Raw genomic sequence first — 23745 nt, 5'->3', positions numbered from 1 at the left:
GGCGGCAGGATCAGGCTTCGTCGGTGGAGATCGGCTTCCTTGCCGCCATCTGGACGGGCTTGCCAATCACGGGGCGGCCGGCTGGCCATCGGCGCGCGATGCAGCGGTCCTTCGCTATCCGGGCTACGGTTACCGCGTCGCCCTGATTGCCACCGAGGATATGGTACGCGGTCGCATCTTCGCCGACGTAGAAACCGACATGGCCACCGCCCGGACGCTCGAACACCAGCACGGCCCCCGGAGCCAACCGCTCCGGCCGCAACGCCAAGCCCCATGTCGACCATGACGTTGCCCGCACCGCAATAGAGACCGGCTCGGTACCGTTTTCCTGAAGGCAATACGCCACGAACACGCCGCACCACGGAACGCTATCGGCATTGTAGACCAAGCCCAGCACCTTCGTTCCAAGCCGCTTTGCCCAACCCAGGATCGTCGCGCTGTTGGCCGAGCCGGCAGCCTCTTTCGTGCCGAGCTTTGCACGCGCCGTTCTCAACCACTTCGGCTCTGTCACGTTAGTCCACTCGGCTTGGCGGCTGATAGGCGGAGACATCCGCGGTCGCATTCAAACGCGGGCACTACAGCATCTTCTCCACCGTTGGCAGCATCGCCGCGACCACGGCTGCAATCGCCTTGGCGTTGGGGTGCACCCGGTCCATCAGCACCATGTCAGCGCGTCCCAACACCCCGGGCGGAAAGAATGGCCAGATCGTCACGCCGTGTTCGGCAGCCAATCCCGCGTGGATCCCCAGATATGCAGCGGCGCGATCGCGGATGAACGCCGGAGGATCGACGGTCGTCAGCAACACGGGAATGCCACAACTGCTGAGGTTCAGCAGGATCTGCTCCAGTTGCGCTCGAGTACGCGCTGCCGGTACTTGCCGCAGGACGTCGTTCGGTCCGACCTGAACGATAGCAAGCACGGGCCGCTGGTCGAGGGCGGACAGCAGGCGAGGCAAGCGCCGCAGGACGTCGGCGGTGGTATCCCCCGACACCCCGGCGTTCACCACGCGCACGTCAGGACCTGCCTTGTGCAGCGCTGCCTGCAGCTGGGCTGGAAAGCTATCCGCAGCCTGAAGGCCGTAACCGGCAATCAGGCTGTCGCCGATTGCCAGGATCAAAGGTCGGTCGGTTGTCATGCGCTGCCGCGAGATAGTTCACGTTCGACGCAATGTAAGACGTCCAGTCACCATGGCACCGAACCTTTGACGCTGGAGCTCGTTAATTCGCGATGACATGCAAACGGACGTTGCGGCTCTCATGAGCGTATTCTTTACCGCCGATACGCATTTCGGCGACCATCGCGCCATCAACATCTCCCGACGACCGTTTGCCAACACGGCAGAAATGGACGAGGCGATGGTTGAGCGCTGGAATGCCGTCGTCAGCCCGGACGACGTGATTTGGCACCTGGGAGACGTAGCACGTCGCCCGACGGATGTAGCCGAATTGCTCGCTCGCCTGAACGGGACCAAGCACCTGCTGCGTGGCAACAACGACCCCGATGCGACGCTGGCGGCAGAGGGGTGGACGAGCGTTGGTGACTATGCGGAAATCGATCTGGATGACCGACGACTTGTTCTATGCCATTACCCGTTCCGAAGCTGGAATGGGCAACACCGTGGTACCTTGAACCTGCACGGGCACAGCCACGGACGGTTGAAGCCAATGCCGCGCCAGTTCGACGTCGGTGTCGACTGCCACGACTTTTCGCCGGTCCTGCTCGACAGCCTGGTTGGAGCCCGCTGATCCACGCTCGCTGAACGTTTCGGAAGGCCAACCCATGTGTGGACGGCCCTCCGTTGGCAAGCTTGAACAGTCGCGTTGCAATGCTGGTTGGTGCGGCCATCTGCTCGCGAATGTCGTGATGGAGAGGAAAGCAGATGGGGTGGGTTTGCTCGTGATCGCCTGACAGCAATCGCATCTTGAAACTTCGATGCCGTGAGCGGCAGCCATCCACCCCATCTGTTTTGGGGGCCGCACCTTCAGAAACCGACCTCGATACGAGTATCCCAGATACATCAGTCTTTTGCATCGCCGCAGCCCGCGCTTTACTACCGCGATACTGATTACCGGGCTTGGCATCTTCGCCGCGCTGATCGTGTTCACCAGTTTGGTCCTCGACACGATCGTGCGCGGGCGTCGCGAAGTGCGCAGGCTTGCTTATCCGGCCGGTCGCGCGCCATCGCGAACGCCGTGCGACGCATAGAAACATGCGAAAGCGAACAGCGCGAAGCCCGTTGCGATCGGCCAGACGAGCGTGCGTTCCATAAACCATGCGTGGATCATGGTATGCTGCCAGAACATCGTCAGCATACCCGCCACCGCCAGGTTGGACGCCAGCAACGCGATCGTACGGAAGCGCATTGCCGGGTCCGCTGTGCGCAACAGACGCTGGGCTCCCCATAGGCCGGCGACGATCGCCAGGAGGGCAACCGCACCGGCCATAACCGACATGCCGGGAGCGATCCCGTTCAGCCCCTTAGCGAGCTTTTTCACCATCAGCATGAGCCCCAAATCGTTTGTCTCGCCGCGGCTCGAGTCCAAGCCCATCCGCATCCGCAATTGCAGCGCGCTGTCGGCCATCGCGCCGGGGCCGAACACTGCCATCACCAGAATGACCTTCGCTGTCAAACAGGTCAGCACGGCTGCGCAAAATGCCGCAAATGCATCGAAGGTGAAGACCGCTGGATTGCCCTCGCGCTCGGCGTGGACGGCAAAGGGTATACCGCCGATGACGGCCGCCATGCCGAGCGGGATGCCGCCGGTCAGGAACTCGAAACCCGCGGTAAGCCCACCAAACATGGCTGCCGTTGCCAGTGCGGTACGACGATGAAGCCCGCGGGTTGTCCCCATGAACGCAAGAAACAGGAGGTAAGCGAGCAGGACGATGTCGGCTGGCCCGTGTCCGAGCGACTGCCCGAAAGTCTCCAGACCGAACCACCGTGAGAATCCCACGAACAGGATCGTCCAGAACAGTGCCTCCGTCGGATGGCGACGGCGGACCAGCCCGACCATGCCGACGCACAGACCGACCAGGATGAGCAGCGTCAGCGTGGTGTGATAGAGGTTGCGGATCGCCTCGACCGACAGGTTCGGCAGCAGGAATCGGATGAGCGTCGTGTGGCCGTGAATATAGCGATGGTAGAAGGACGGAGTCGGCGTTGTCCCGCCGTTCACGAACGCGCGCAGCGTGCCGCACCGCGTCTGGGTACCCTCCGGCATTGCGCTGATCGGACTGATCGTCAGCGCCTTGGTGGACGCCCGCTGATCAATCGCCTGCCACAGGATAAGGCAGTCGTTATACTGGTGCCAGCCGAGATCGGTGTTGCCCCTCAGATAGTCTTCGTTTTGCAATATTCCCGCTGTGAAGGCTTCCGCCACGTGCGCCCGCGCGGTCGAGACGTCGCGCCCAAGGCTGGCGTAACTGGCGAGCATCAGCAGCGCGAACACGACCATCCCAATCGGAACCCCGATCGCGCCCCCCCACAATCCGCGCGTGACGGTGGTGCGGAACCGACGCCAGTCGATCGTCTTCATGCTCGTCGTCATCTTCATCGTCATGGGATGCGTCATTTTTCTTGTCAGGTTCTAGCCAGTCGCTGTCCTGACCCAAACTGGTTACAATTGCGTATGACCTTCGCTGGAGTATTGGACGTCGCTAGATGGCGCGATTCCCTCCTGCCGCGCTGGGCACACAGGGGGCGGCGCGGCTCTATGAAATAGCTGCGCTTGACGAGTTCGAGGCAGCTCGCGGAATCCCCCTTCTTATCCCTATCTAGTGGGGGGCTGCTGAAGCGATTGCCCGGCTGCGGAAGTCTGACCATCTATATAAATTTACCATAGAATTAGCCGGCCTGATCCGTGACTTCGTACAAATGAACCAACGACCGCTACTGCGGCCTCAATTAGGGATGTTTAACGGCGCGAATCTAACGGAAGCGGAATAGCAGGAATGGGAAGGACAGCCGCCGGTCTCCTTATCGTTACGATGCAGCTAAAGCGGCCATTCCTGTCGAAATTTAGAGCGTCGCACCTGCCAACTCCGTGACGGTGAACATTAGCCCGTCCATAGTATCGCTATAATAGTCAGAACAGCGTTGAGCGGCCCTTGGCTTTTTCTAAGGGCCGCGAATATCACGATCGCCCCAATAGCGTGCGCGGCATGATATAAGTCGAGTTAATGGTAAGCCAAGATGCTCTGAGCATCTAGGTTTACAACTCTATCGGGATGAATGCAGTTGAATGATATTTTTGCCGCCACAAAACTTACAGCAGGTTGTACTAAAAACCAAAGCTTCTAAAATTCCCCACCTCATCCATTGGGTCAATCTTCGCCCTAGGTTCGCATCCACCGCAACACGACGGAGCTGGGGTGAGCGAAAAGCCAGTTTGTTCCTTCGTTGTCCGTCAATTCCAAGTGCCACGCGGTTGCCTTCGCCTCTACGATGGTGCGAGCACCGCTAATCCCCGCGATGTAGGCGTAGACCTTCTCGTCCCGGCTATTTGCGTGCCGTACGAGGCTGGCAAACTCCGATATCCAGTCCTTCGGCGAGCCGCCTGAATGCGTAGGTAGTGGTTCAGCCATCCCCGTCGTCCTTGTCGCTGTCAGTATATGCCCACTGTAGGCGTCCATGAGTGCGGGCGCCACGTTTCCGTTCTCTCGCCATCCAGAGGGGCAGCGAGCAACACAACGCCGGCGATCGAGCCCGATGCAGTGCTGCGTGCCCCATGTACGACTGGACGGCTCGCATCACCGCTAAAGCATCTCAACCACCGTGTCCTGCGGGACCCGGTCGGTGACTGCGAAGGCGAGCTGGGACAGATGGCATGAGGGACGGTCGGGAATGTCCAAGATGGGCAGGAAAGCGGACCTTCCGCTTTGGGGGCGGCCGAGGAAGCCGACCGCTAATTGGCCGTCGGAAGCGCATGCGTTTTCCAACTGGCGGAACCGTCCACCTCCGTGCTCTATCGATTGAGCGCCGGCTATGCCTACCTACTGGTGTGCCTTCATGAATACGTGATACTGATATATGTAAGTAAGTTTAGGGTATTAATCACTCAGGATTTCAGTAGCAATCGGACAATAAGGTTCGTCTTTCACAAACCTGCCCGTTTGTCGAAAATTTATGAACAATAACCGATGTATACCCCTATCCTAGAAATAGCTCGATGCAGAATACCAGATGACTGTGACTTTCATCGGTAAAATGCCGCCTGCACCGAAAGCGATGAAGCGATGCTGATGTCTGATGCCTGGCTCGCCGACGCTCGATCAAAACTTAAATCTCTGTTTGATGTTTTTGACTTGCACGGTAAGACATTGGTATCAGCGCAGTTGACAAAAGTTTTAGAACTTCTTGATACTAAACCAGATGAAAAATTAGGGCATGTTGATACCGACGAAGATCGTAGGTCATTAGCACCGGCGATGAAGCCGGCTTCTTTCAAAGCGACGAACCCACTTATTACCAAACTGTCGCGGGTAATGACGCTCTCACAGGAAGACTGCGCTGCCCTTCAGGCGATGTGCCAAGATGTACGTCAAACTGGCGCCCGGCGTGACATCATTCGTGATGGCGACAGGCCGGAGCGTGTCCACCTTATTCTAAACGGTTGGGCGTGTCGGTACAAAATTTTGAAGAACGGCAAGCGGCAAATTACCGCTCTGCTGCTCCCCGGAGATTTCTGTGACCTGCACGTAGGCGTGCTCGATCAAATGGATCATGCCATCGGCGCCATAACTTCGACCACCTTTGCCTATGTTGATCGCCTGCAATTCGAGGAACTGACAAGCTCGCGACCGGCAATCATGCGAGCTCTGTGGTGGGCAACGTTGGTTGATGAAGGCGTATTGCGAAGCTGGCTTGTCAGCCTCGGCGTTCGAACAGCGCGCGAAAGGGTAGCGCACCTCATTTGCGAACTTCGTGAACGGATGCGCAATATCGATCGCGAAGACGGTGGTCAGTTCGCTATGCCGTTGACCCAGCCGGATCTAGCTGAGGCTCTTGGGCTCACAGCGGTGCACATCAACCGTGTCGTTCGTCAGCTTATGAAGGAAGGCGTGCTTGAAATACGCAAGGGTCAGGTCACAGTGCTCGATCTGCCTGCCCTCACCGAGATTGCCGAGTTTGACCCTAGCTACCTCCACGCACAGTCGATCGACAAGCACTAATGAGCGCGCCGAGCGCAGTCAGTATGACGCGCGGCAACCGCAAAGCGGTTCGCTTCTACCAAGTTCAGAGTACCGTGGACATGCCAAGGCAAACGACTTTATTTAGGATCATGCTCAGACAAATTTTCGGCGAGATGAAGGGCATCGCCTAGATACGCCGCGATTAAACTTTGGTCCTGGGAGTCCGCGAGCAGGAGCGCCCAAGCTATGGCGGCACGTAAGGACTCGACGTTTTGTGCGTTCATCGCCGGCATATTACCTGTCCGATTCTTCCAGTTCAGCGGGGGCATGGCATAAGGTTAATTTCGCGAGCTTCACGCAGATCAAGGCTTCAGAAATTATTTCCGGCAAGATCGTTTGATGATTGGTGACCAAGCTCGCGGTGAGGCCGCTCAGTGCATTCTAGATGTTCGTTCATTGCGGAAGGTCATGTTCCCCAGTGAGCTCTTCGACGAGTTCGCCTGGAATATGATGCTGCATCTGTTTGTCGGGCTGGCCAACAACCAAGTTATGACGGAAAGTGCTCTCATTGAGAAAGCCGGGGCCAGCGAGCATTCCGGTCGGAGGTGGATTGAGCATCTTGTGAAAGACGGTCAGGTGGCGGAGCGACGTGGCCATGACGATGTGGTTCTTACCGCAGACGCCATAGCTCACCTGCGAACCTTTTTGGACCACGTCCTAAATCGCGGCGACGCGATAGTACGCGCCTGAACGTCACCGGAATGGCTGGTTAGGGCATCAGCAGGCGGGCCATGTCGACGCCAAAAAAGGCCGATGTCGCGAAAGTGCTGATTTTGCATCGGGAGTTGAGGGCCGAGATCATCGTGCTGAACGGATGTCTGCTTTCAGGAGCCCCATTTCGCCAGATGAACGTCCGGGTGTGTGGGCGTAACACGCCCTGCCCTACGGCTTCCGGCCAGACCCATGTGTGGACGTTCAGAGCGGCTTGAGCGTATCTCGAAACCATCCGTTCGTTCAGATGTTGTCTTGCGGGTGTAATTAGGCCGATATCGGTTAACACCGTCGGCGTACAAGCTTAGTCGGGAAGACAGCCCCGCCTATGCCAGGCCACGATCCGACCGGCGCTACACGTTGCCGCCATTAAACACGGAAAGCGGAAGGGCATCTCGCCGGACAGGGTGGAGAAGGTGAGCATGGAAACGGCGGGCTTCGGCGGCGGGTGTCATTGGTGCACTGAAGGCGTGTTTCAAATCCTGCGCGGCGTCTCCCAGGTCAATCAAGGCTTCCTGCAATCGACCGCACCCGACGATGCCTGGGCAGAAGGAGTGGTGGTCCGCTTCGATCCTGGGATCATTTCGCTCGACATTCTGATTGAGGTCCATCTGCGCACCCATTCGGCGAACAGCGGCTATTCGCCGGACGGGCGTTACCGCAGCGCTGTCTATTTTGGGGATACCGACCAGCGGCATCGGGCAGATACGGTGATTACCCGGCTTAGGCAGAAAGTTGACAGCGCCGTGAAGACGAAGGTGTTGCCCCTCGTCGGGTTCCGGTCATCGGAAGAGCGCTACCGCAACTATTACCGTACCGACCCGATCCGACCGTTCTGCCAACGCTATATCGCCCCCAAGCTGGATGCGATCCGACGAGACTTCGCTCGGCATGTCCTGTCCGAGGGCAACGGAGTGCGATAGCAATTCCGACGGCTGTCATGCCAGGACGCGACCGCGACCCCAGCTATTCCCCTGCCCCGCCGCGATTCTATGGCGATCTACGTGGTCTTTGCTCATGCCCGCTAGATCAAACCGCCTTCGGCACGCGATGTACATGTCTGCAAACTAGTGCGATCAACGCGCCTTTACGAACCGTAGCGTGAACCGGTCGCTCTCGCCGATTGCAGCATATTTCGCGCGATCAACGTCCTTCAATCGATAGCTCGGCGGCAGTGTCCAGACGCCCTCCGGATGATCGTGGGTATCCTTGGGGTTCGCATTGACCCGCGATTCTGCGGCAAGCGCAAAGCCCGCCTCTTGCGCCAGGCGAACGACCGTAGATCTCTTGATGTAGCCGCTCGTCTTCTCACCCGCCGTGTCCATTTCCTCCGGCAAGCAATGATCGACGACCCCGAGTACGCCACCCGGCTTGAGCGCCGCATAGAACGCCTTGAACACGCGGCCTGCTACGGCGGGGTCGTCCTGCATCAAGAGGTTGTGTATGTTCCGGAACGTTAGTAGCACATCCGCACTTCCCGCCGGAATTGAAGACGCTCCGGTCGTAAAGTCGATCGTCGCGACCTGCGTCACGCCATACTCCGCGGTCTTATCGGCAAAAACGCTGCGGGTGCGCTCTGCCTGCGCGGTCGGCACCAGCGCAATATAGTGCCCCCGGCCCTTTACCAGCGGTGTAAGAATCTCGGTATACCAGCCGCCCGCCGGCAGGAATTCGATGATCGTCTGCGTCGGCTTAACGCCGAAAAAGGCCAATGTCTGCGCCGGGTGACGATAGCGATCACGCGCGCGGTTCGCTGGCGTCCGCGTGGGCGATGCGAGCACGGCAACGATATCCTTAGAGGGGGCAACGGATTGTGCTCCCACGCCCGTAGCGCCAAACGCGACGACACAGGTCAAGGCGGCGAGCAGTCGGTTCATAGCGTTACACTTTCTGAGCGATTCTTCTGCGACAATGCCCTGCGCGAGCCGGCCGCACAATCTCGACGGCTTCGGCGGTGCCGCGACACTCGGGATCGTCGTGATCGCGCATGTCACCGACGCAAAATCTAATTTACCTATGTCCTAAGGCATGGAACCGAAAGCGTCACAGGGGATGTCTCCCTGTGGACCTTTTCCCCCGGCCATACACGTTCGCTATTCAACAGTTACCCAACCCACAGGCGGTCATTCTCGCTCCCTTCCCCGCTCCACCAGAAGCGGTTTTCTAGCCCCCTGCCCCGCCTCTTAAACATGGGGTAATCGCGGGAGCGAAGCCTTAGCGTTCATGATGGATGTTGGTGGCTGTTCCCCGATAAGATGGAAGTACGGGCTCACGACCGGAAGCCGGGCCCAAGCATCTGATGGAGAACAACCATGGACGAGTATATCGGACTAGACGTTTTCTTGAAAGATGGGGTGGTTGTCGCCCTCTCCAGACGGCAGCGCAATGTGCCAAGTTAGTGGTGTTGAGGCCACTTAGCGGAAAGGACGGCAGCCGTGACAATGGATACGATGATTGGCGTGGATTTGGCAAAATCTGTTTTTCAGTTGCACGGCGCATCGATGACAGGGTAACTTTAATTTCGAAAGAAGCTGTCGCGGCTGGGTTTAGACGATGCTTCCGGGGCTACTGAGCTAGCGGGAAATGTGCGCGGTCTTTGTACGGTTGACGATCAGCTTTCGAACTGGGTCGGGATTGATACGTGGCTTACGGCTTCTATAATCGCCCTCGCCTTTGCCTCCTCGATATCTTCAATGTGCCGCTCGCGTTGGATGTTCGTCTCGAACTGTGGAAAAAATAGTAAGCTTGTCGAGAAGTGCTTCCCAGCCGCCGTGTTCGTATCGATCAGTTGCTAGTCGCCTTGATCGCGATTCCCTTCCCTTAGCGCGTGCACAACATCCGCATGTTCTGTATTGACTGCGCGAACCGTTCGAGACCGGTGATGACCAGGCTGTGGCCTTCGCCAACGAAGACGAGCGGTACTTGCAACTCGGTTTGTACGCCGTCTAGCACTACGAGCGCCCTCCCCCCTCCCGAGTACGACCGATTAGCTGTATTACACTGATTATACATAATTCAGCGATTAGCGGTCTTGCCTACTGTGGGCAGTCCTACACTCTATGTAAGCCGAAACGGCACGCATCGTGATTACCGGTTTGACGTGTAATACCGCGAATAGATGTAATGCCGGTAGTCCGTGTAACTCAGGTAGTGCATGTGCAGCGGCCATTATACGTAAGGCCGGGCTCATAGGCAGGACCAGCTTTGCAGACCCGTGCACCATTGTAATACCTGTACTGCATATAATACCAGCGTTGCGGGTAGGACGTGTAACACCTGCAACACCAGCAGCACAAAGAATTTATAAGATACATATCATTCATATAATACCGGTAACACCGGTAATGCCGCTAATACCTGAATCCTACGTAACACCTGCAACCTACGTAATACTTGCATCTTGTGTAATACCTGCATTTTGTGTAATACCTGCAATTCGGGTAACACGTGCAATGCGAGTAACACGTGCAATTTGGGTAATACGTGCAATGCGGGTAATACGTGCAATTCGGGTAACACGTGCAATTCGGGTAACACGTGCAATTCGGGTAACACGTGCAATTCGGGTAACACTCGCATTGCACCCATTGCCTGTATATGTGGTATTACCTGCAATGCCGATAACCCGCGCAATCCCCCAACCACGACGAATTACGTTAATTCAGCTAACGTGTGTATTACGCCGATTATAGCTTTAACTTGATTACCTGTATGGTAGTTTTACTGGTATTACATATAGTACCTCGGATAAATGTAATAGCGGTATTACAGCTAGACAACAAAGGGAGGCGTTGCGATGCCGGTTATAACTTTGCTCTCGCCTAAGGGCGGCGTAGGGAAAACCACAGCCGCGTTGCTGTTGGCGATCGAGCTGGCAGAAGGCGGCGCTTCGGTCGTCATAGTAGATGCCGATCCGAACTTCCCACTCATGAAGTGGGCAGGCTTGCCAGGCAAGCCGGAGAACATTGAGGTCGTTCAAGAGGTCGACGAGGACGCAATTATCGATACGATCGACGAGGCACAAAAGCGTGCGCGGTTCGTGATAGTCGATCTTGAGGGCAGGGCGTCGGCGCGCGTTACCAACGCGCTGTTGATGACCCATTTGGCGATCGTGCCGATGCAAGGATCTGTGCTGGACAGCGACCAAGCCGCCCGCGCTTTCCAAAGCATCCGACGTGCGTCAACCGCGGCACGTCGTGATATCGCATTTGCGGGCGTTTTTACGCGAACGCCTGCCAGTTCGCGTATCCGATCACGGGTCTCGCAGCAGATCGCTGACGGCGTTGAGGAGGCGGGGATTACTACGCTCCCGACGTCGATTGCCGAACGAACCGTCTATCGTAGCCTGTTCGCTCAAGGGGGTACTCTAGCAGGTCTCCAAGGTACGCCCAGCGCCTCGATTGAGAATGCGCGCGTCAACGCCGCGGGGTTTGCCCATGATGTTCTTGAGGCTCTGAAAGCGGCGAGGACCAACGCATGAATGACAAGGCAGCAAAGCCCGCATCACGGCTCGCGGGCGTGACGAGCTTCGGGCTCGATGACAGTGACTATATCGCTCCGCCACCGCGGGACATTCGAGACAAGGCGAAAGCCGGGGGGGAGTTGCTTGGGTTCCAGTCGGACAAGCCGGCAGCGCCAGAAGCGCCTGCCGCTTCCAAGAAACGTACTCGTCAGCCTTCGCAGTACCCAGATCACTACAATCTGCGACTGCGCGAGGGCGATCGCGATCGGCTCGACGAATATGCGTACCGTCATCGCATGGCGAAGGGGGAGGTGTTCGGAATTATGCTCGACCTTCTCGAAGCGGAGGAAAAGCGGAAGGCAGCGGAGATGGAGTAATGTTGTCGGGGCCGGGTACCAAAACCTGTGCCCCATCCGCTTGGAGTAAGAGCTTGGCTACTTCGACGCGCTCGGAAACCGTGCGTCGAAAGCCGCCAGTTCACTGTCGAACTGTGCCAGAATCTCTGCAAGACCGCGGTCTGGTGAGGGAAGGCGGGGCCGCAACGCGGGACGACCTTTCGGCGCCGCCACGAATCCCAAGGTGATCGCAAGGTCTGGGACGATGTAGACTCGCCAGGCCCGGCGTCCGCTGACTTCTACGACCAGACCGACGGCAGCGGCGCGAGCGAGCAATTTTCCCGCTCCAGAAAGTGTCAGTCTTAATCGCCGCGCAACCGCCTCGGGCGATTGCACCGGCGCGACCATTAGCAGGGTTGCAAGGCGTCCCAGAGAACTTGGTCGACGTTCGCCTACCAGGGCCGCGATGCTGATCGCGTGCGCATCCTCGATTGCCCTCAGACTTTGGCGACCTGCAATAGCAGCGGTTTCGAGCATCCTGAGGATCCGCCGGACGGCAGCACCGCGGTCGCGCTCTCTGGTCGCGTTGAGTAACTGCCGATCACCCGCGACGAGGCAGGGGAGGGGGACCTCGGTCAGACCGAGTCGGTGTAGGAAAACGGGCAATGCCAGCCACGCCATGATCGATGGGTCGGCCTTTAGGAAGTCCGTCAGCAGGTCGAGCGCCCGGCGCAGTACCGGCACTCGGCCTCGTCCAGGTTCAGGCCTCACCGTAAAAGGAAGATCCTCGGCCCAATGGCGACCTGTCTGGTCAAGCCGGTCACGCCACGGTGTGAAGGCAGCGAAATGATCGATGGTGGTTTGAAACCGGGGTCTGCCAGGCACAGGAACGCCAGAACCCCAGGAAAATACATCTATATCGTCAATCTCTACACCCTGTAGTCGGAGTGCGCGTGCGTACCCGGTCCACGATGCCCGCAAGGTCCAGGCCGGAGAAGCAAAACTGGCGGAAACTAGGGCATCGAGCCGCCCGATCGAAACGCTTGCCCGTTCGATCAGGTAGTCCGTCGTCTCTGCCAGCGGACCGATATCTGAGGGATTTGAGATGGCGTCCACGACCAAGTTATATCCGCGACAGGGATGATCCGTCTATGTCGAAGTTGCAAATACCCGTGATAATAAAAGGTTATCGCGACCCTAGCTGTTTGGAGCGGATCGCGTTAACGTCGTAAAGATGGCTGATTACCCCGTTTCTCCCGTTCGCTATGGCTCCAGCGCCAGCCTTGATGCCATCGTGGGCGAAGTTACAGCACTTGCGCCGCAGCGGCGCCTTCTTGATCCGCAGGTCGTCGCCGCGGCTTCCCGCGCCTGGTCGGCTAACACCGTGCGCGCATTTCTTTCGGACCTGCGCCTGTGGGATCTATGGTGCCGACGATCGCATGTGCAGACCGGCGCGGCGACCGCGCAGACCGTCGCCGCCTATGTCCGCGCGCTCTCCGGCCAAGATGTCAGTACCGAGGCTGCGCGCGCGACCGAGGCGCGCTCAGCCGCGACGATCAGTCGTTACCTCGTCCACATCGGGTGGGCCTACCGTATGGCCGGTCGGGAGGACCCGACGGCCGCACCGCTCGTGCGCCTTGAACTCAAAGCCGCTCGTAAGGCAGTAGGGACGCGACAGGCCCAGGCGCGCGCGATCCGTTTCAAAGGCGATGTTACCGATCTCGATGGGCCTGCGGCCGGGGTGTCGCTCACAGCGCTGATCAAAGCCTGCCGCAAAGATATGCTTGGCGCCCGCGATGAGGCGCTCCTCCGCGTTGCCTACGATACCGGCTGCCGGCGTTCCGAACTGGTCGCGATCGACGTGATGCACATCGATGGGCCGGATGGGGAAGGGGCGGGGACGCTGCTCATCCCCAAGAGCAAGACCGATCGCGAAGGGCAGGGCGCACATGCCTATCTGTCGCCGGCGACGATGCGCGCGATTGATCGCTGGCGGGACAAAGGCGGGATCGACAAGGGGCCGCTATTCCGGCGGGTTGAGACCTACTTCGATGGCACTGTGCGATCGGTCGGACCGGGCGCGCTACATCCAGGAACTATCGGAATTATCTACAAGCGGCTCGTCCGCCAGGCGTTTGCGAAGAAGCTGCTCGGCGCCATGGGCGAGAGCGAACTCGAGCGGTGGATCGCGGCGGTGTCGAGCCACTCGATCCGGGTAGGCGTGGCGCAGGACAATTTCGCCGCGGGCGAAGCACTTCCGGCGATCATGCAGGCCTATCGCTGGCGCGATCCCAACACTGTCATGCGCTACGGCGCCAAACTTGCCGCAAAAAGTGGCGCCAGCGCACGCTTGGCAAAGCGCTTCGCCGTCGATTGATCTGAGGCGCCCGGTTTCGCCCCAATCAGATCAAACCACCTTGGAAACCGGCAGAGAAGCAACCGAAAACCGGCAGAGATAGCGCCAAATATCCCGGTAAAGCGCCGTTTCTGGAACCCTTTAACCGGCATAAGAACCGGCGTGGGTATCTTCACGATGGAACCCATGGTGCCCGAGGAAGCCTCCCATGCCTTGGAGGATGAAGCCTTCACACTGACGGCGAGGCCAACCAGTTGGCCGGACGGGTTCATTCCATCTTGCGCGCCTTGATCGGGATCTCGTCCGATCGATGAACTGCTATTGTTCGAACCTGATCGAAGGCCATGACACACATTCCCGTGACATCGACCGCGCGCTTGCCAATGACTTTGTCGAAGAGCCCAAGCGACGAGAGCTACAGCAAGAGGCCGTCGCCCGTATCCATGTTCAGCGGCTGATCGACAGCGGTCAGGACCCCGATATCTGGCCTGCTACTGCAGCCTATGCCGCCTGGCTGCACCGGAAATTCTGTTCGCGGCTCCCGGCTCAAGTGCTTATCGTCACGCACCCGGACTCCGGTGAGCGGATCCCGGTCGTACCCGGGCGCTGGAGCGAATACGACGTCATGATCGGGCGACACCTGCCACCCAAACCCGCCGATCTGCCCGTTTCCTAACGCGGTTCGATCGTGCCTATCAGTCGTCGCCCTTGTCCAAGCCCCGGCAGGTTCAGGCGGTCAGTGCCACGCATCATCGCTGCTTGTGGATCCATCCTTTCCTCGACGGGAATGGTCGCGTGGCCCGTCTCATGTCCCATGCCCTGCTCAAGCGCCTGGGGATTGGTACAAGCTTCTGGTCCGTCGCACGCGGCCTTGCCCGCGAAGGGCGCACGTACAAGACTCTGTTGATCCAGGCGGACGGTCCGCGCGAGGGAGGCCGGGATGGGCGGGGCAATCTCACCCAGCGCGGGTTGCTCAAATTTTCCCGCTTCTTCCTCGAACGAGCGATTGACCGGGTCCGGCTTATGGCGGGCCTCGTGGAACCCGACATTCTGCTCGAGGATCGAGATCCATGTCGAGGAAGAGATTCGGCTGAAGCGCCTTCAGCGAGGCAGCTTTGCCGTGCTGCGCGAGGCAGTGTTATCGGGCGAGGTCGAGCGTTCCAAAGTTCCGTCGCTCACGGGCTACGAAAAGCGGGCCGCGCGCCTCGTCACTGCCGGTTTGGTCGAGCGGGGCATGCTGACCGCCACGACCCACCGCGTGCCGCTCGGGCTTGCCTTCCCGGCCGACGTCGCGGAACGCTGGTCTTCCAACCTCTATCCCGCCAACGCTGGTAGCCGCCCTTAAAGCACATTATCCTCGAGCGCGTTCGTCGCTGCCGACCGAGCGCCGCGCGAACGGGTAACCGAGGACATGCCGGCCTAGCTTGCTCACAGGCCGAACACCCCGGTCGAGTTATGCGGTCTCAAGTTTTGCAAGATGTCCCGCTACGGCCTTACCGCCATGGCGCCGAATTGCGGCAGCGATAGCCCGCGCGTCAGACTTGTCGATCGCCGCGATCTTGACGCGATCTAGGGCGGCCAAGAGGGTTGGTCGGCCTGCGTCCCTAGCTGCCAGTTCTGCTGCCTTGGCTTGTTCATCGAGTGTTGCAAGTTCGGCCTTCAGTGCCTCGCGGCGCGCTTCGATCGTCGAAAGGTCTGCCGGTTTTGACGATGGTCGGGGCATCGGAATACCTTCGGATTGTTTATGCGAGACGCGCCGATGGTGGCAACGGGCGGCGCTAATATCCAGATCAGCCATGGCAAAATACGGCAAGCTGAAGCAAATTCATGGCGTATTTCAATAGCACGTACCGTATTGTAACAAAGCGTTTCTCGCGGTCGGCAGATGATAGTGGATAGCGTTGCGTTGCAGCGGTAACATCCCACTCCGAGTCTTCTGCAATGAATATGATTGTAAGGAAGTGCTTTAGAAGCTAATTTGGTATCGGTAAGGGATGGCAGGATATGCCTCATGACACCAATGTCGGACATTGGCTTATGAGACGCCGCTGCGCGGGGCTTTTGAATGAAAGTAACGGTCCGACTGACGGATAAGCTTGTTGCAGAGATTGATCGCATCGCCACGGCGAATGGACAGACGCGCAGCAGCTGGATCGCGACCGCGCTTACGGTCGCGGCCGTTTCTCCTGAGAGCGGGAGCATGCCGATCATGCCCGTACAGGGGAGGGGGCATCCCGACGATTATCTCCGCGTGACGGTCCGCTTGAACCGCAGCGAGATCGAAGCGATCGACACCGTGGCAGCGCCTCTACGGCTGACACGGAACGAGTGGATCAAGCGGACAATCCGTTGGCAGCTCTGGGACAGGGCTGCACATCTACGGCTTGCTCCTTCGACCCAGACGGAGATCGGTAAAGTCCGCAAACAGGTTCTGGCGATAGGGCGGAAAATCAACCAGGCCGTCCACGCGATGAACGCGGCGAATATGCCGGAAAGCTCGCTCGACACCGCCCGGATCGCCGGCTCGTTCCTCGAGACTTGCGCGGAGTTGCGTGGCCTGCTGGTCGAAACGAGGCGCGAGCTGGCGTCATCGATCGGCGGTGAAATCGGCTACTGGACCCGCAAGGACGAGGGATCAACCAAGTGAGCTTGCGCCTTTCCCCTGATACGCTGGACTCGATGGCACGCGTCTTTGCGCCCCCCAAGAAGTACCGCATGGGATCGGGTGGGGGAAGCGCCAAGGGTCCGAAGACCGGGAGCGCGATCCTCAGAATTGCCGTCGGATCGATGTTCCCGAAACCTGCGTCTTCGTCAGGGGCATCGCGCCCTAGTATCCAGGCGAAGCACGCGTTCGGGGGCGGATCGCATGGCCGGATGAGCAGTCGCGCAGTGATGACTGCCGAGCGCTCATCGCGCCGTGTTCCGGAGGCGGTAGTGCGGATCACCGGGCGTCAACATGGTGGCGGCCATGTTCTCGCAAACTTCTCTTACATCAGCCGCTTGGGCCACGGCGAGGAAAGCGAAGTGGGTCTTGAAACCAGCGATGGCGAGGTGCTGCGCGACGGGCGAGACATGCAGTTGCTCGCCAGGGAATGGAACGACTGGGAGATGGATGGCGACGCCCGACGGAAAGGCGCGACGTCGATTTCCATGATCCTATCGATGCCCACCGGCACCGATCCAGAGCGCTTGAAGAGCGCGGCCCTCGACTTTGCACGGGACGAGTTTGCAAACCGTTCGTGGGTTGCTTCGCTCCACATCGACCGCGAACACCCGCATGTCCACCTTACGATTGCGCGTCGGGATCATGACGGACGGCGCTTCCATCCGAACCGCGATGACCTCTTCCGTTATCGTCAGCGCTTCGCCGAAAAGCTTCGCGATCGCGGCATCGAGGCGAACGCAACGCCAGCAAAGGCCCGCGGCATCGACCCGAAACATGAGCCGATCGCCGCGGTCAAGATGCGCGAGAAGGGGCAGGTTCCGCGGATCGACAAGAGCCGTATCGCTCGGGCAGAACGCCTCCGTAAACAGGGTCTTGAAGATCCGGTTGTTGCCATGCTGGCGACGCGGCAGGCAGCGGTTCGCGCTACGTGCACTCGCGTCATTACCGAACTGTCAGCGTCGCCTTCCGCTGCCGATCAGCTCGTTGCGAAAAGCCTGGAACGGTTTGTCGCGACAATGCCGCCACCCGAACCAAACTCGGTCAGGGCGATGCGCCTCGCCCACGAGAAAGACGTGGAGCCATCTGTCTCCACGCCTGTCCGACCACCCGTTCGTATCCCGGATGTATCGGCGCCGCGCGGTGATACCGGCATCGACAGACTCCAAACGTTGCACGATCGACTGATGAAGCCGACCGTTCCGCCGAAGTCGCCTGCCGATCAGCGTGAGCGAGGTGTTGATCCGACAGACGACGTTGCAAAGCGAATCCGCGATATTGTCGAGAAGAGCCGTAGCGGCCCGGGCAACGATGAGGATCCAGACTTGGCCGGGACCTTGAGTGATCGGCTGCGAGCTATCACCGAGAGGATCAGCGGGCCTAGCGAGCCCACAGATTTCATGCGTGCCCACGAGGTCATTCGGAAAGCCGAGGAGCAAAACCGCGAGCGGCTGGATCGCGCTCGAACGAAAGATAGGGGCGGGCCGAGCCGATGAGTTCCGAAGGGTCTGCGGTAGCGCTGGCGGCCCTGATGGACGCTGTGACGTTGCTCAGGGGCGAGGTCGCAGCGCTCGCCAGGAGCAACGCGCGCGTGGAGGAAGCGCAACTGGAGATACAACGTCGCCTCGACATGCTCGATACGGGCCTGGCCCCCATAGCGAACCTCTTGCCCCTCCAGGAGGCAATCCTCGCGAGGACCATCGAGGGAGACGACGCTACGCACAAGTGGCTAGGGCTGCTCACGCCGGTCTTGGACAGGATCGTCGAACAGTCCGATGGCAGCCGCGCCGCGATCGGCGCACTCCACCAGGATGTTGTCCGGATCTACGAGGTTGCCGACACAGGCCAGAGGCACACCGCTGGAATTGCCTCCGGCCTGGAGGGTGTCGCGGAGCAGTTGACCGCGGCCATTGGCGAGAGCCGCAGGAGGCAAAGCGCCGATTTCGTGACAACAGGCGAGCTGATCAGCTTCACCCGTGCGGCAGTCCTAGGCCAGCTTCTGCCGTTGCCAGTCCATATAGAAGACAATCCTATGCTGGAGCGTTTCATCCTCGCCCAGCCAGCCGACCTTACTTCAACCGACCGCGCCCTGGTCGACTGGCGGAACACGGTCGCCTCCGCCAGCGCGGCCGATCTCATCACGCTTCTTCAGAAGCAGCAGATGCCATCGCCAACCGACACCTCACAGACCCGCGTCCTCCGGTATCGTCTCGCCGCGATCACGCGAGCGAAGATTGAGGAGCTTGGAGCGGTGCCTCCTACGCGGCCGACCACCACACGAGCGACGGATCGATCGGCAGCGACCTGCTTTGAACGATCCCAGGAACTTGCCGAGTTATGGAGAGCCGGAGAAAGCGCAGCACTTTACGCCGAGCCCGAATTGGCCGGCGCAATCGACCTGTTCGATGCCTTGGAAAGCAGGCTAGAGCCCCTCACAGGCGACGCCGTTCAACCCGAGCTGACGATGCTTCACCGCGACTTAGCCAAACGCATAGAATTAGGCGAACGACCCGAGATAGCGGAGGGCGGCCACGCTGCGGGTTACGATCGCGCCAACGCGGTCGAGTTTAGCAAGGATCTCTAGGTGGGGTCGGTGTATAGAACGACCATAGTTACACGCTAACGATCAGCGGCGTTATCGAATTTTCATAATCACTTCGGGACGCATATATGCCTGATCGGACCGGAGGCTGCTAATTTGACACGGTACGACAAACGGTTCTGGTTTTTGGCGGCCGGTGTTTCCAGTATTGCCGGGTACGTCGACGCTACCGGTTTCCTAAAGCTGGGCGGCCTCTTCGTCTCGTTCATGAGCGGAAACTCGACCCGTCTGGCGGTTGGAACGATGATGGATCCACAGGTTTCGATCGTCGCTGGCCGCCTGATTGGCGGTTTCGTCGTTGGCGTCGTCGCAGGCACGATTGTCGCGGCTCTGGCAGGCTCACGCAGGAAGCCGGCTACGCTCGGTTTTGTCTCCGCCCTTCTTGTAGTCGCAGCGGTCATAAACACGAACGTGTCGGACGTGTGGACCACCACAGTAATGGCGATGGCAATGGGATCAGCAAACGCCATCTTTCAACGCGACGGTGAGGTAACCATCGGCGTTACTTACATGACCGGGACGCTAGTGAAGTTTGGTCAACGTATAGCGGGGGCGTTGATGGGTGGTGCGCCATTTGCGTGGTTGCCATACCTGTTATTATGGCTGGGCCTTGTCGGCGGTGCGGTTCTCGGTACGACCGCTTATGTCTATTTCCGCTCAGCGAATATTTGGCTAGCGGTTGCCGCTTCGGGCCTGTTGGCTTTGTACGCTACGGTACTTGGCCCGGTAGAGCCCGCAGCGGGAAGGGTTAAGTAACCTGGAGCGGTAATTCCCAAAATAGCATCCTGGTGAAAACGTGTTCAACCGCTTTGTCGAATTGCACTTTCTCGCGTCTGGATTAGGCTACGCCTATGGATATCGAATAGCTGCGCATGGTAGGACCGAGAGTCTTATCGTCGATATCAACAACCGACCGAAGCCTAATCGCCGTCCATATCCGCTCTTCACCATGCCCGGCATTCCCGAATAAGCATCTAGTTTTGGGAATGTCCGGGTTGGGCAAAAGGGCAATCGGTCCGGTAACGGCATCTGTGACCCGTTACCGGACATACATTCGCTACTAGGCCACGTGCACAAAGGGCAGCCACAGCGTAACTGATGCGAGCGCGACGAAGCCGAGATATGACTCTGCTGTCTTGTCATAACGCTTTGCGACACGGCGCCAGTTTTGAGCTTGCTGAACAAGCGCTCGAGGAGATTGCGCCAACTGCATTACTCGCAATCATGCGGGATCGGTATGCGGCGGTTACTTTTGGTTGGAATTACCGCCTCGACATCCGCCTTGGCGAGTTCCTGGCGGATGGCATCGGCGTCATAGCCTTTATCGGCAAGCAGGGGCTCGATCCGGTCAGTCAGCATCCCGAACAAGGGCCCGAAGCCCTTCACGTCGTGGGCCTGGCCCGGCGTCAGGATGAAACATAGCGGTCGCCCCTGACCATCACAGCGGGCGTGCAGCCCTTCGACAAGCTCAGGAGAGCCTTGGTTGTGAAACCGCCTCGCGAACGGCCGAGCCCTTCGAATTCTTGATCCCTTTTTTTTAGCCCGACGGCACAGTGGTGCGCCCGGACTACGGTGCTGTCGATTATGTCGGCGCTGATATCCCGCTCGGCGACAGCGGTCAGGGTCTCCAGCATGGCTTCGAACACGCCCGTCACGACCCAGCGACGATACCGCCGGAACACACTGTTCCACTTACCATATTCATCCGGCAAATGCCGCCATTGCGCGCCTGTCCGCGCCATCCACACCATGCCTTCGAAATAGGGCCGGTTGTCTCCCGCGGGTCGGCAGCCACGTCCTCGCTCCGACGGCAGCAGGGGCCTAATCAAAGCCCACTCATCATCCGAAACCCCAATCTGCTCGCCCAATGCTGCCTCCAAAAGACAACCTTGAATTAACCGATCAGACGCGCGTCGCCTTTGTACACGTGGCCTAGATTGGTGATCGTAACACCCCCATATTCACGTTTGAAAGGGGACAGCGATGGTCAGCATATCCAACGACGGCATCATGTCCGAGTACCTCGTGAAATATGCTCTTGTGAAAACGAGCGAGCGTGAGCGGCCGACAGAACTTCTCGAAACGCTCTATATGTCCGAGCGCTTTCAGGCTGGCGATGACCTCAAGCCCTTGAAAGATAACTACGATCATTCTGTATGGAATGGGGTTCCTGCTTCCGAAATAGACCAGCGTCTTGTCGCATTGGACAAGTTCAAGAGGGAACTTGCGCGGAATCGCGCGGCTATGTGAGGCGTGAACTAATCCATCTGCCCGGAATAGCCCCTTGGAGGTGAAATTGAACGACGATAAGATAGGTGATCGCTACCTTCTAGAGCGAGCCAAATCTGCATTGAGGGACAAGGATCAAGATCAGGCAGCGCCTATCTTATTCCAAATAGCCGAGCGTGGCGCTGCCTTGGCTAAGATGAAAGTCGCAAACGACGTTGCTTGATGACTACCAAAGTAGTGTCGCGTTGGCGTGCAGCCGTTCCCGTTTCAGCATCCCAACAGGAAATCTCCGTTCGTCTCGCTGGCCGTTCTATTTTTGGGGAAGCAGCAACATGTTGCCGAGCGCACATCAGTCGCTAGGATGGCCGAATGCGTCTGCGTTTGCTAAGCCTCGCTCTGGTATTTCTAGGCGCTGCCGCCCCGCCCGATCCCGTCTCCCAATCTGTGCAGTTCACGCTTGCGCCTGATCTGTCCGACGGTGCGCTGACCGGCCTGGAGGTTCAGATCCGCTTCCATGCCGATCCTTCAGGGACGACGAACTTTAAATGGGGTAAGGGCTGGGCGGGAGAGCGAAAGCTCTGGCAATGGGCGCGCGATCTAAAGGTGGCGGGAGCAACGGCGGTCGGGAAGAACGGGGATGGTCATTGGCGCATCAAGTCTGCGCCGGGCGAGCCGCTAACCGTCTCCTACCACATCGCATCCGCCTACGATCACGATCCAACCGTCGACGACAGCGACCAGCCACGACCGGTTATCCGGCCGACGTGGTTCTATGCGGTCGGCAATGCGCTGTTCGGCTATCCCGACAATCGCGAGAACGCGCCAGCTACGTTCGATTGGTCTAGCACACCTGGCATCGGCTTCGCTTCAGACCTCGAACACCTTGCCGGACGTGGTCGCGGGGCCGGCCGCGCCGGCACCGTGGCCGATGCACTGGAAAGCGTCGTGATCGGCGGGCGTAATCTTCGCACCTTTGCGGCCCGAGACGGATCAGGAGTAAGGGTTGCAGCCGTCGGCACTTACGCGTTTACCCCGGATGAATTGAACAGCCTTGCGCGCCGCGTGATCGCCGTCGAGCGCGCCTTCTGGAACTCGGATCGCAGTGCTCCTTTTCTTGTGACCGCAGCTCCGATTGTCGGCAGCCCGACGGCAATGGGTTTCCGCGGCACCGGACGCGGGGATGCTTTTGCGCTTTGGGTCGATCAGCGAACGCCCTTGGCGAGCATGAAATGGCTCCTTGCCCACGAATATTTCCATACGTGGAATCCGGGCCAACTCGGGGCCATGCCCGAGCGTCGGGAAGCACGGCCGGCGGATTATTGGCTCAGCGAGGGCTTTACCGACTACTATGCTCGCGCCCTGATGGTGCGCGCCGGCCTGATATCGCCTGAGGAGTTTGCGACAATCTGGAACGAGATGCTGGCTGCCTATGCCGGTTCTCCCGTCCGCTCCATGCCAGGCGTGCAGGCTGCAGCAGCCTTCTGGGACGACGAGGCGGCGCAGAAGCTACCCTATCAGCGCGGTGCGATGCTGGCGGCGATATGGAACGCGCGGTTGCGGTCAGCGAGCCAAGGTGCGGTGAACCTGGATACGGTGCTGCACGCTCAGATCGCTGCGGCGCGGTCTTCGAAGGAGCAGGCGACCTTCCTGTTCAAGTCGCTAGTCCGTCAGAAGGAAATGAGCATCGTTGCCGATGCGAACCGATACCTCGCGAAAGGCGAGCCGATCCTGCTGCCGGCCGATACGTTCGGACCATGTGCCACCATCGTTACCGAACAACGCCCATCCTTTTCGCGAGGCTTCGACGCGGACGCTACTGCCAACATCGGCAACGTCGCGACCGGCGTGGATCCGCTGTTGCCGGCATATGCGGCAGGGTTGCGGAATGGCATGAGGATACTCGAGCGAACGGAAGGCCAGCCGGACAACGCGTTGGTGCCTTATGCATTGCTAGTAGAGGATAGGGGTAAACAGCGTACGATCCGGTATCTGCCGCAGGGACGGGAGGGGCACACGGTGCAGCAGGTCCACATCACGAACGCGATAAGTCCAGAATGCTCACGGACTCTCAGCGGCTTGTAGAGCACGGTTGGCGCTTCAAGATCGGCTTCGGCCGTTTTCCCGCTTGCGATATCACGAGAATGCCCCGGGCGTCTCGCTGGCCGTTCCTTGATGGCAATGCCGATCAGGCTCCT

23 protein-coding genes and 2 pseudogenes are annotated in these 23745 nt (G+C 59.1%); 16 read left to right on the top strand and 9 right to left on the bottom strand.

The window, feature by feature from the left end; all coding sequences use genetic code 11:
• Window positions 1-10: 10 nt before the first annotated feature.
• Together IFT67_RS16255 and IFT67_RS16250 are read right to left on the bottom strand one after the other, a co-directional pair.
• Window positions 11-511, bottom strand: a complete 501-nt coding sequence (locus tag IFT67_RS16255; protein ID WP_192239226.1) for a TIGR02594 family protein — start codon at window positions 509-511, stop codon at window positions 11-13.
• Window positions 512-575: 64 nt separating this feature from the next.
• The gene (locus tag IFT67_RS16250) at window positions 576-1136 is read right to left on the bottom strand and encodes a GDSL-type esterase/lipase family protein (protein WP_192239225.1); all 561 of its coding nucleotides are present in this window, start codon (window positions 1134-1136) and stop codon (window positions 576-578) included.
• A 121-nt stretch (window positions 1137-1257) separates the two neighbouring features.
• On the opposite strand from IFT67_RS16250, the gene IFT67_RS16245 reads away from it, so the two are divergent.
• Together IFT67_RS16245 and IFT67_RS20700 are read left to right on the top strand one after the other, a co-directional pair.
• A complete protein-coding gene (locus IFT67_RS16245; RefSeq protein ID WP_192239224.1) occupies window positions 1258-1746 on the top strand; it encodes a metallophosphoesterase family protein in 489 nt (162 codons plus the stop codon).
• 295 nt (window positions 1747-2041) lie between these two features.
• Window positions 2042-2206: pseudogene (locus IFT67_RS20700) on the top strand (glycosyl transferase); the annotation flags it as partial.
• Here the strand turns inward: IFT67_RS20700 and IFT67_RS16240 are convergent.
• Window positions 2161-3561 (bottom strand): hypothetical protein, encoded by a 1401-nt coding sequence (locus tag IFT67_RS16240; RefSeq protein ID WP_192239223.1) that lies wholly within the window; start codon window positions 3559-3561, stop codon window positions 2161-2163. The pseudogene IFT67_RS20700 and the gene IFT67_RS16240 overlap by 46 nt on opposite strands.
• Window positions 3562-5236: 1675 nt before the next feature.
• Here IFT67_RS16240 and IFT67_RS16235 point away from each other — a divergent pair.
• Window positions 5237-6172, top strand: coding sequence for a Crp/Fnr family transcriptional regulator (locus IFT67_RS16235; protein ID WP_244647448.1), 936 nt, complete (start codon window positions 5237-5239; stop codon window positions 6170-6172).
• Window positions 6173-6586: 414 nt separating this feature from the next.
• On the opposite strand, the gene IFT67_RS16230 is transcribed toward IFT67_RS16235, so the two are convergent.
• Complete coding sequence (locus IFT67_RS16230) at window positions 6587-6826, bottom strand: hypothetical protein (protein WP_192239222.1); 240 nt, start codon at window positions 6824-6826, stop codon at window positions 6587-6589.
• A gap of 500 nt (window positions 6827-7326) precedes the next feature.
• On the opposite strand from IFT67_RS16230, the gene IFT67_RS16225 reads away from it, so the two are divergent.
• Complete coding sequence (locus tag IFT67_RS16225; RefSeq protein WP_192239353.1) at window positions 7327-7827, top strand: peptide-methionine (S)-S-oxide reductase; 501 nt, start codon at window positions 7327-7329, stop codon at window positions 7825-7827.
• Between the two features lie 153 nt (window positions 7828-7980).
• Here the strand turns inward: IFT67_RS16225 and IFT67_RS16220 are convergent, their stop codons facing one another.
• On the bottom strand, window positions 7981-8781 hold the full coding sequence (locus IFT67_RS16220; RefSeq protein ID WP_192239352.1) for a class I SAM-dependent methyltransferase: 801 nt from the start codon (window positions 8779-8781) through the stop codon (window positions 7981-7983).
• A gap of 1919 nt (window positions 8782-10700) precedes the next feature.
• Between IFT67_RS16220 and IFT67_RS16215 the strand changes: the two genes are divergently transcribed.
• Together IFT67_RS16215 and IFT67_RS16210 are read left to right on the top strand one after the other, a co-directional pair.
• Entirely contained in the window at window positions 10701-11384 is a 684-nt protein-coding gene (locus IFT67_RS16215; RefSeq protein ID WP_192239221.1) for a nucleotide-binding protein, read from the top strand.
• Entirely contained in the window at window positions 11381-11743 is a 363-nt protein-coding gene (locus tag IFT67_RS16210; RefSeq protein ID WP_192239220.1) for a hypothetical protein, read from the top strand. The genes IFT67_RS16215 and IFT67_RS16210 overlap by 4 nt, the downstream gene beginning before the upstream one ends.
• Before the next feature lie 57 nt (window positions 11744-11800).
• On the opposite strand, the gene IFT67_RS16205 is transcribed toward IFT67_RS16210, so the two are convergent.
• Window positions 11801-12817: a hypothetical protein gene (locus tag IFT67_RS16205; RefSeq protein ID WP_342450638.1), complete on the bottom strand. Its 1017-nt coding sequence runs from the start codon at window positions 12815-12817 to the stop codon at window positions 11801-11803.
• Between the two features lie 118 nt (window positions 12818-12935).
• Between IFT67_RS16205 and IFT67_RS16200 the strand changes: the two genes are divergently transcribed.
• The 4 genes and pseudogenes from IFT67_RS16200 (at window position 12936) to IFT67_RS20695 (ending at window position 15402) form a co-directional block, all read left to right on the top strand.
• Window positions 12936-14078 carry a tyrosine-type recombinase/integrase gene (locus tag IFT67_RS16200; RefSeq protein ID WP_192239219.1) on the top strand — a complete coding sequence of 381 codons (1143 nt, stop codon included), beginning with the start codon at window positions 12936-12938 and terminating at the stop codon, window positions 14076-14078.
• A 289-nt stretch (window positions 14079-14367) separates the two neighbouring features.
• The gene (locus IFT67_RS20440; RefSeq protein ID WP_197983124.1) at window positions 14368-14733 is read left to right on the top strand and encodes a hypothetical protein; all 366 of its coding nucleotides are present in this window, start codon (window positions 14368-14370) and stop codon (window positions 14731-14733) included.
• Window positions 14664-14870, top strand: a pseudogene (locus IFT67_RS21000) (Fic family protein); the annotation flags it as partial. The gene IFT67_RS20440 and the pseudogene IFT67_RS21000, both read left to right, overlap by 70 nt.
• Before the next feature lie 127 nt (window positions 14871-14997).
• Window positions 14998-15402, top strand: a complete 405-nt coding sequence (locus tag IFT67_RS20695; protein WP_244647447.1) for a hypothetical protein — start codon at window positions 14998-15000, stop codon at window positions 15400-15402.
• Window positions 15403-15510: 108 nt separating this feature from the next.
• Here IFT67_RS20695 and IFT67_RS16190 read toward each other — a convergent pair whose 3' ends face one another.
• Window positions 15511-15855 carry a hypothetical protein gene (locus tag IFT67_RS16190; protein WP_244647446.1) on the bottom strand — a complete coding sequence of 115 codons (345 nt, stop codon included), beginning with the start codon at window positions 15853-15855 and terminating at the stop codon, window positions 15511-15513.
• 267 nt (window positions 15856-16122) lie between these two features.
• On the opposite strand from IFT67_RS16190, the gene IFT67_RS16185 reads away from it, so the two are divergent.
• From IFT67_RS16185 to IFT67_RS16170, 4 genes are all read left to right on the top strand, one after another.
• On the top strand, window positions 16123-16704 hold the full coding sequence (locus tag IFT67_RS16185; RefSeq protein WP_192239218.1) for a ribbon-helix-helix domain-containing protein: 582 nt from the start codon (window positions 16123-16125) through the stop codon (window positions 16702-16704).
• On the top strand, window positions 16701-18215 hold the full coding sequence (locus tag IFT67_RS16180) for a relaxase/mobilization nuclease domain-containing protein (protein ID WP_342450637.1): 1515 nt from the start codon (window positions 16701-16703) through the stop codon (window positions 18213-18215). Before IFT67_RS16185 ends, IFT67_RS16180 begins: the two co-directional genes overlap by 4 nt.
• Window positions 18216-18250: 35 nt before the next feature.
• Window positions 18251-19303, top strand: a complete 1053-nt coding sequence (locus IFT67_RS16175; RefSeq protein ID WP_244647445.1) for a hypothetical protein — start codon at window positions 18251-18253, stop codon at window positions 19301-19303.
• Window positions 19304-19417: 114 nt separating this feature from the next.
• Window positions 19418-20077: a YoaK family protein gene (locus IFT67_RS16170; protein WP_192239216.1), complete on the top strand. Its 660-nt coding sequence runs from the start codon at window positions 19418-19420 to the stop codon at window positions 20075-20077.
• A gap of 456 nt (window positions 20078-20533) precedes the next feature.
• Here IFT67_RS16170 and IFT67_RS20995 read toward each other — a convergent pair whose 3' ends face one another.
• Window positions 20534-20776 carry a transposase gene (locus IFT67_RS20995; protein ID WP_446740823.1) on the bottom strand — a complete coding sequence of 81 codons (243 nt, stop codon included), beginning with the start codon at window positions 20774-20776 and terminating at the stop codon, window positions 20534-20536.
• Window positions 20728-21150: an IS5 family transposase gene (locus IFT67_RS20685; protein ID WP_244647462.1), complete on the bottom strand. Its 423-nt coding sequence runs from the start codon at window positions 21148-21150 to the stop codon at window positions 20728-20730. Before IFT67_RS20685 ends, IFT67_RS20995 begins: the two co-directional genes overlap by 49 nt.
• A gap of 154 nt (window positions 21151-21304) precedes the next feature.
• Here IFT67_RS20685 and IFT67_RS16160 point away from each other — a divergent pair, with 154 nt between their 5' ends.
• On the top strand, window positions 21305-21571 hold the full coding sequence (locus IFT67_RS16160; protein ID WP_192239215.1) for a hypothetical protein: 267 nt from the start codon (window positions 21305-21307) through the stop codon (window positions 21569-21571).
• Between the two features lie 348 nt (window positions 21572-21919).
• Window positions 21920-23632 carry a M61 family metallopeptidase gene (locus IFT67_RS16155; RefSeq protein WP_192239214.1) on the top strand — a complete coding sequence of 571 codons (1713 nt, stop codon included), beginning with the start codon at window positions 21920-21922 and terminating at the stop codon, window positions 23630-23632.
• The last annotated feature ends 113 nt before the right edge of the window (window positions 23633-23745 follow it).

Origin of the sequence: Sphingomonas sp. CFBP 13728 (assembly GCF_014841895.1) — a bacterium.
Lineage (GTDB): Bacteria > Pseudomonadota > Alphaproteobacteria > Sphingomonadales > Sphingomonadaceae > Sphingomonas.
The sequence above is the reverse complement of the archived record's forward strand: the minus strand, read 5'-3'. Positions and strand labels throughout refer to the sequence as shown.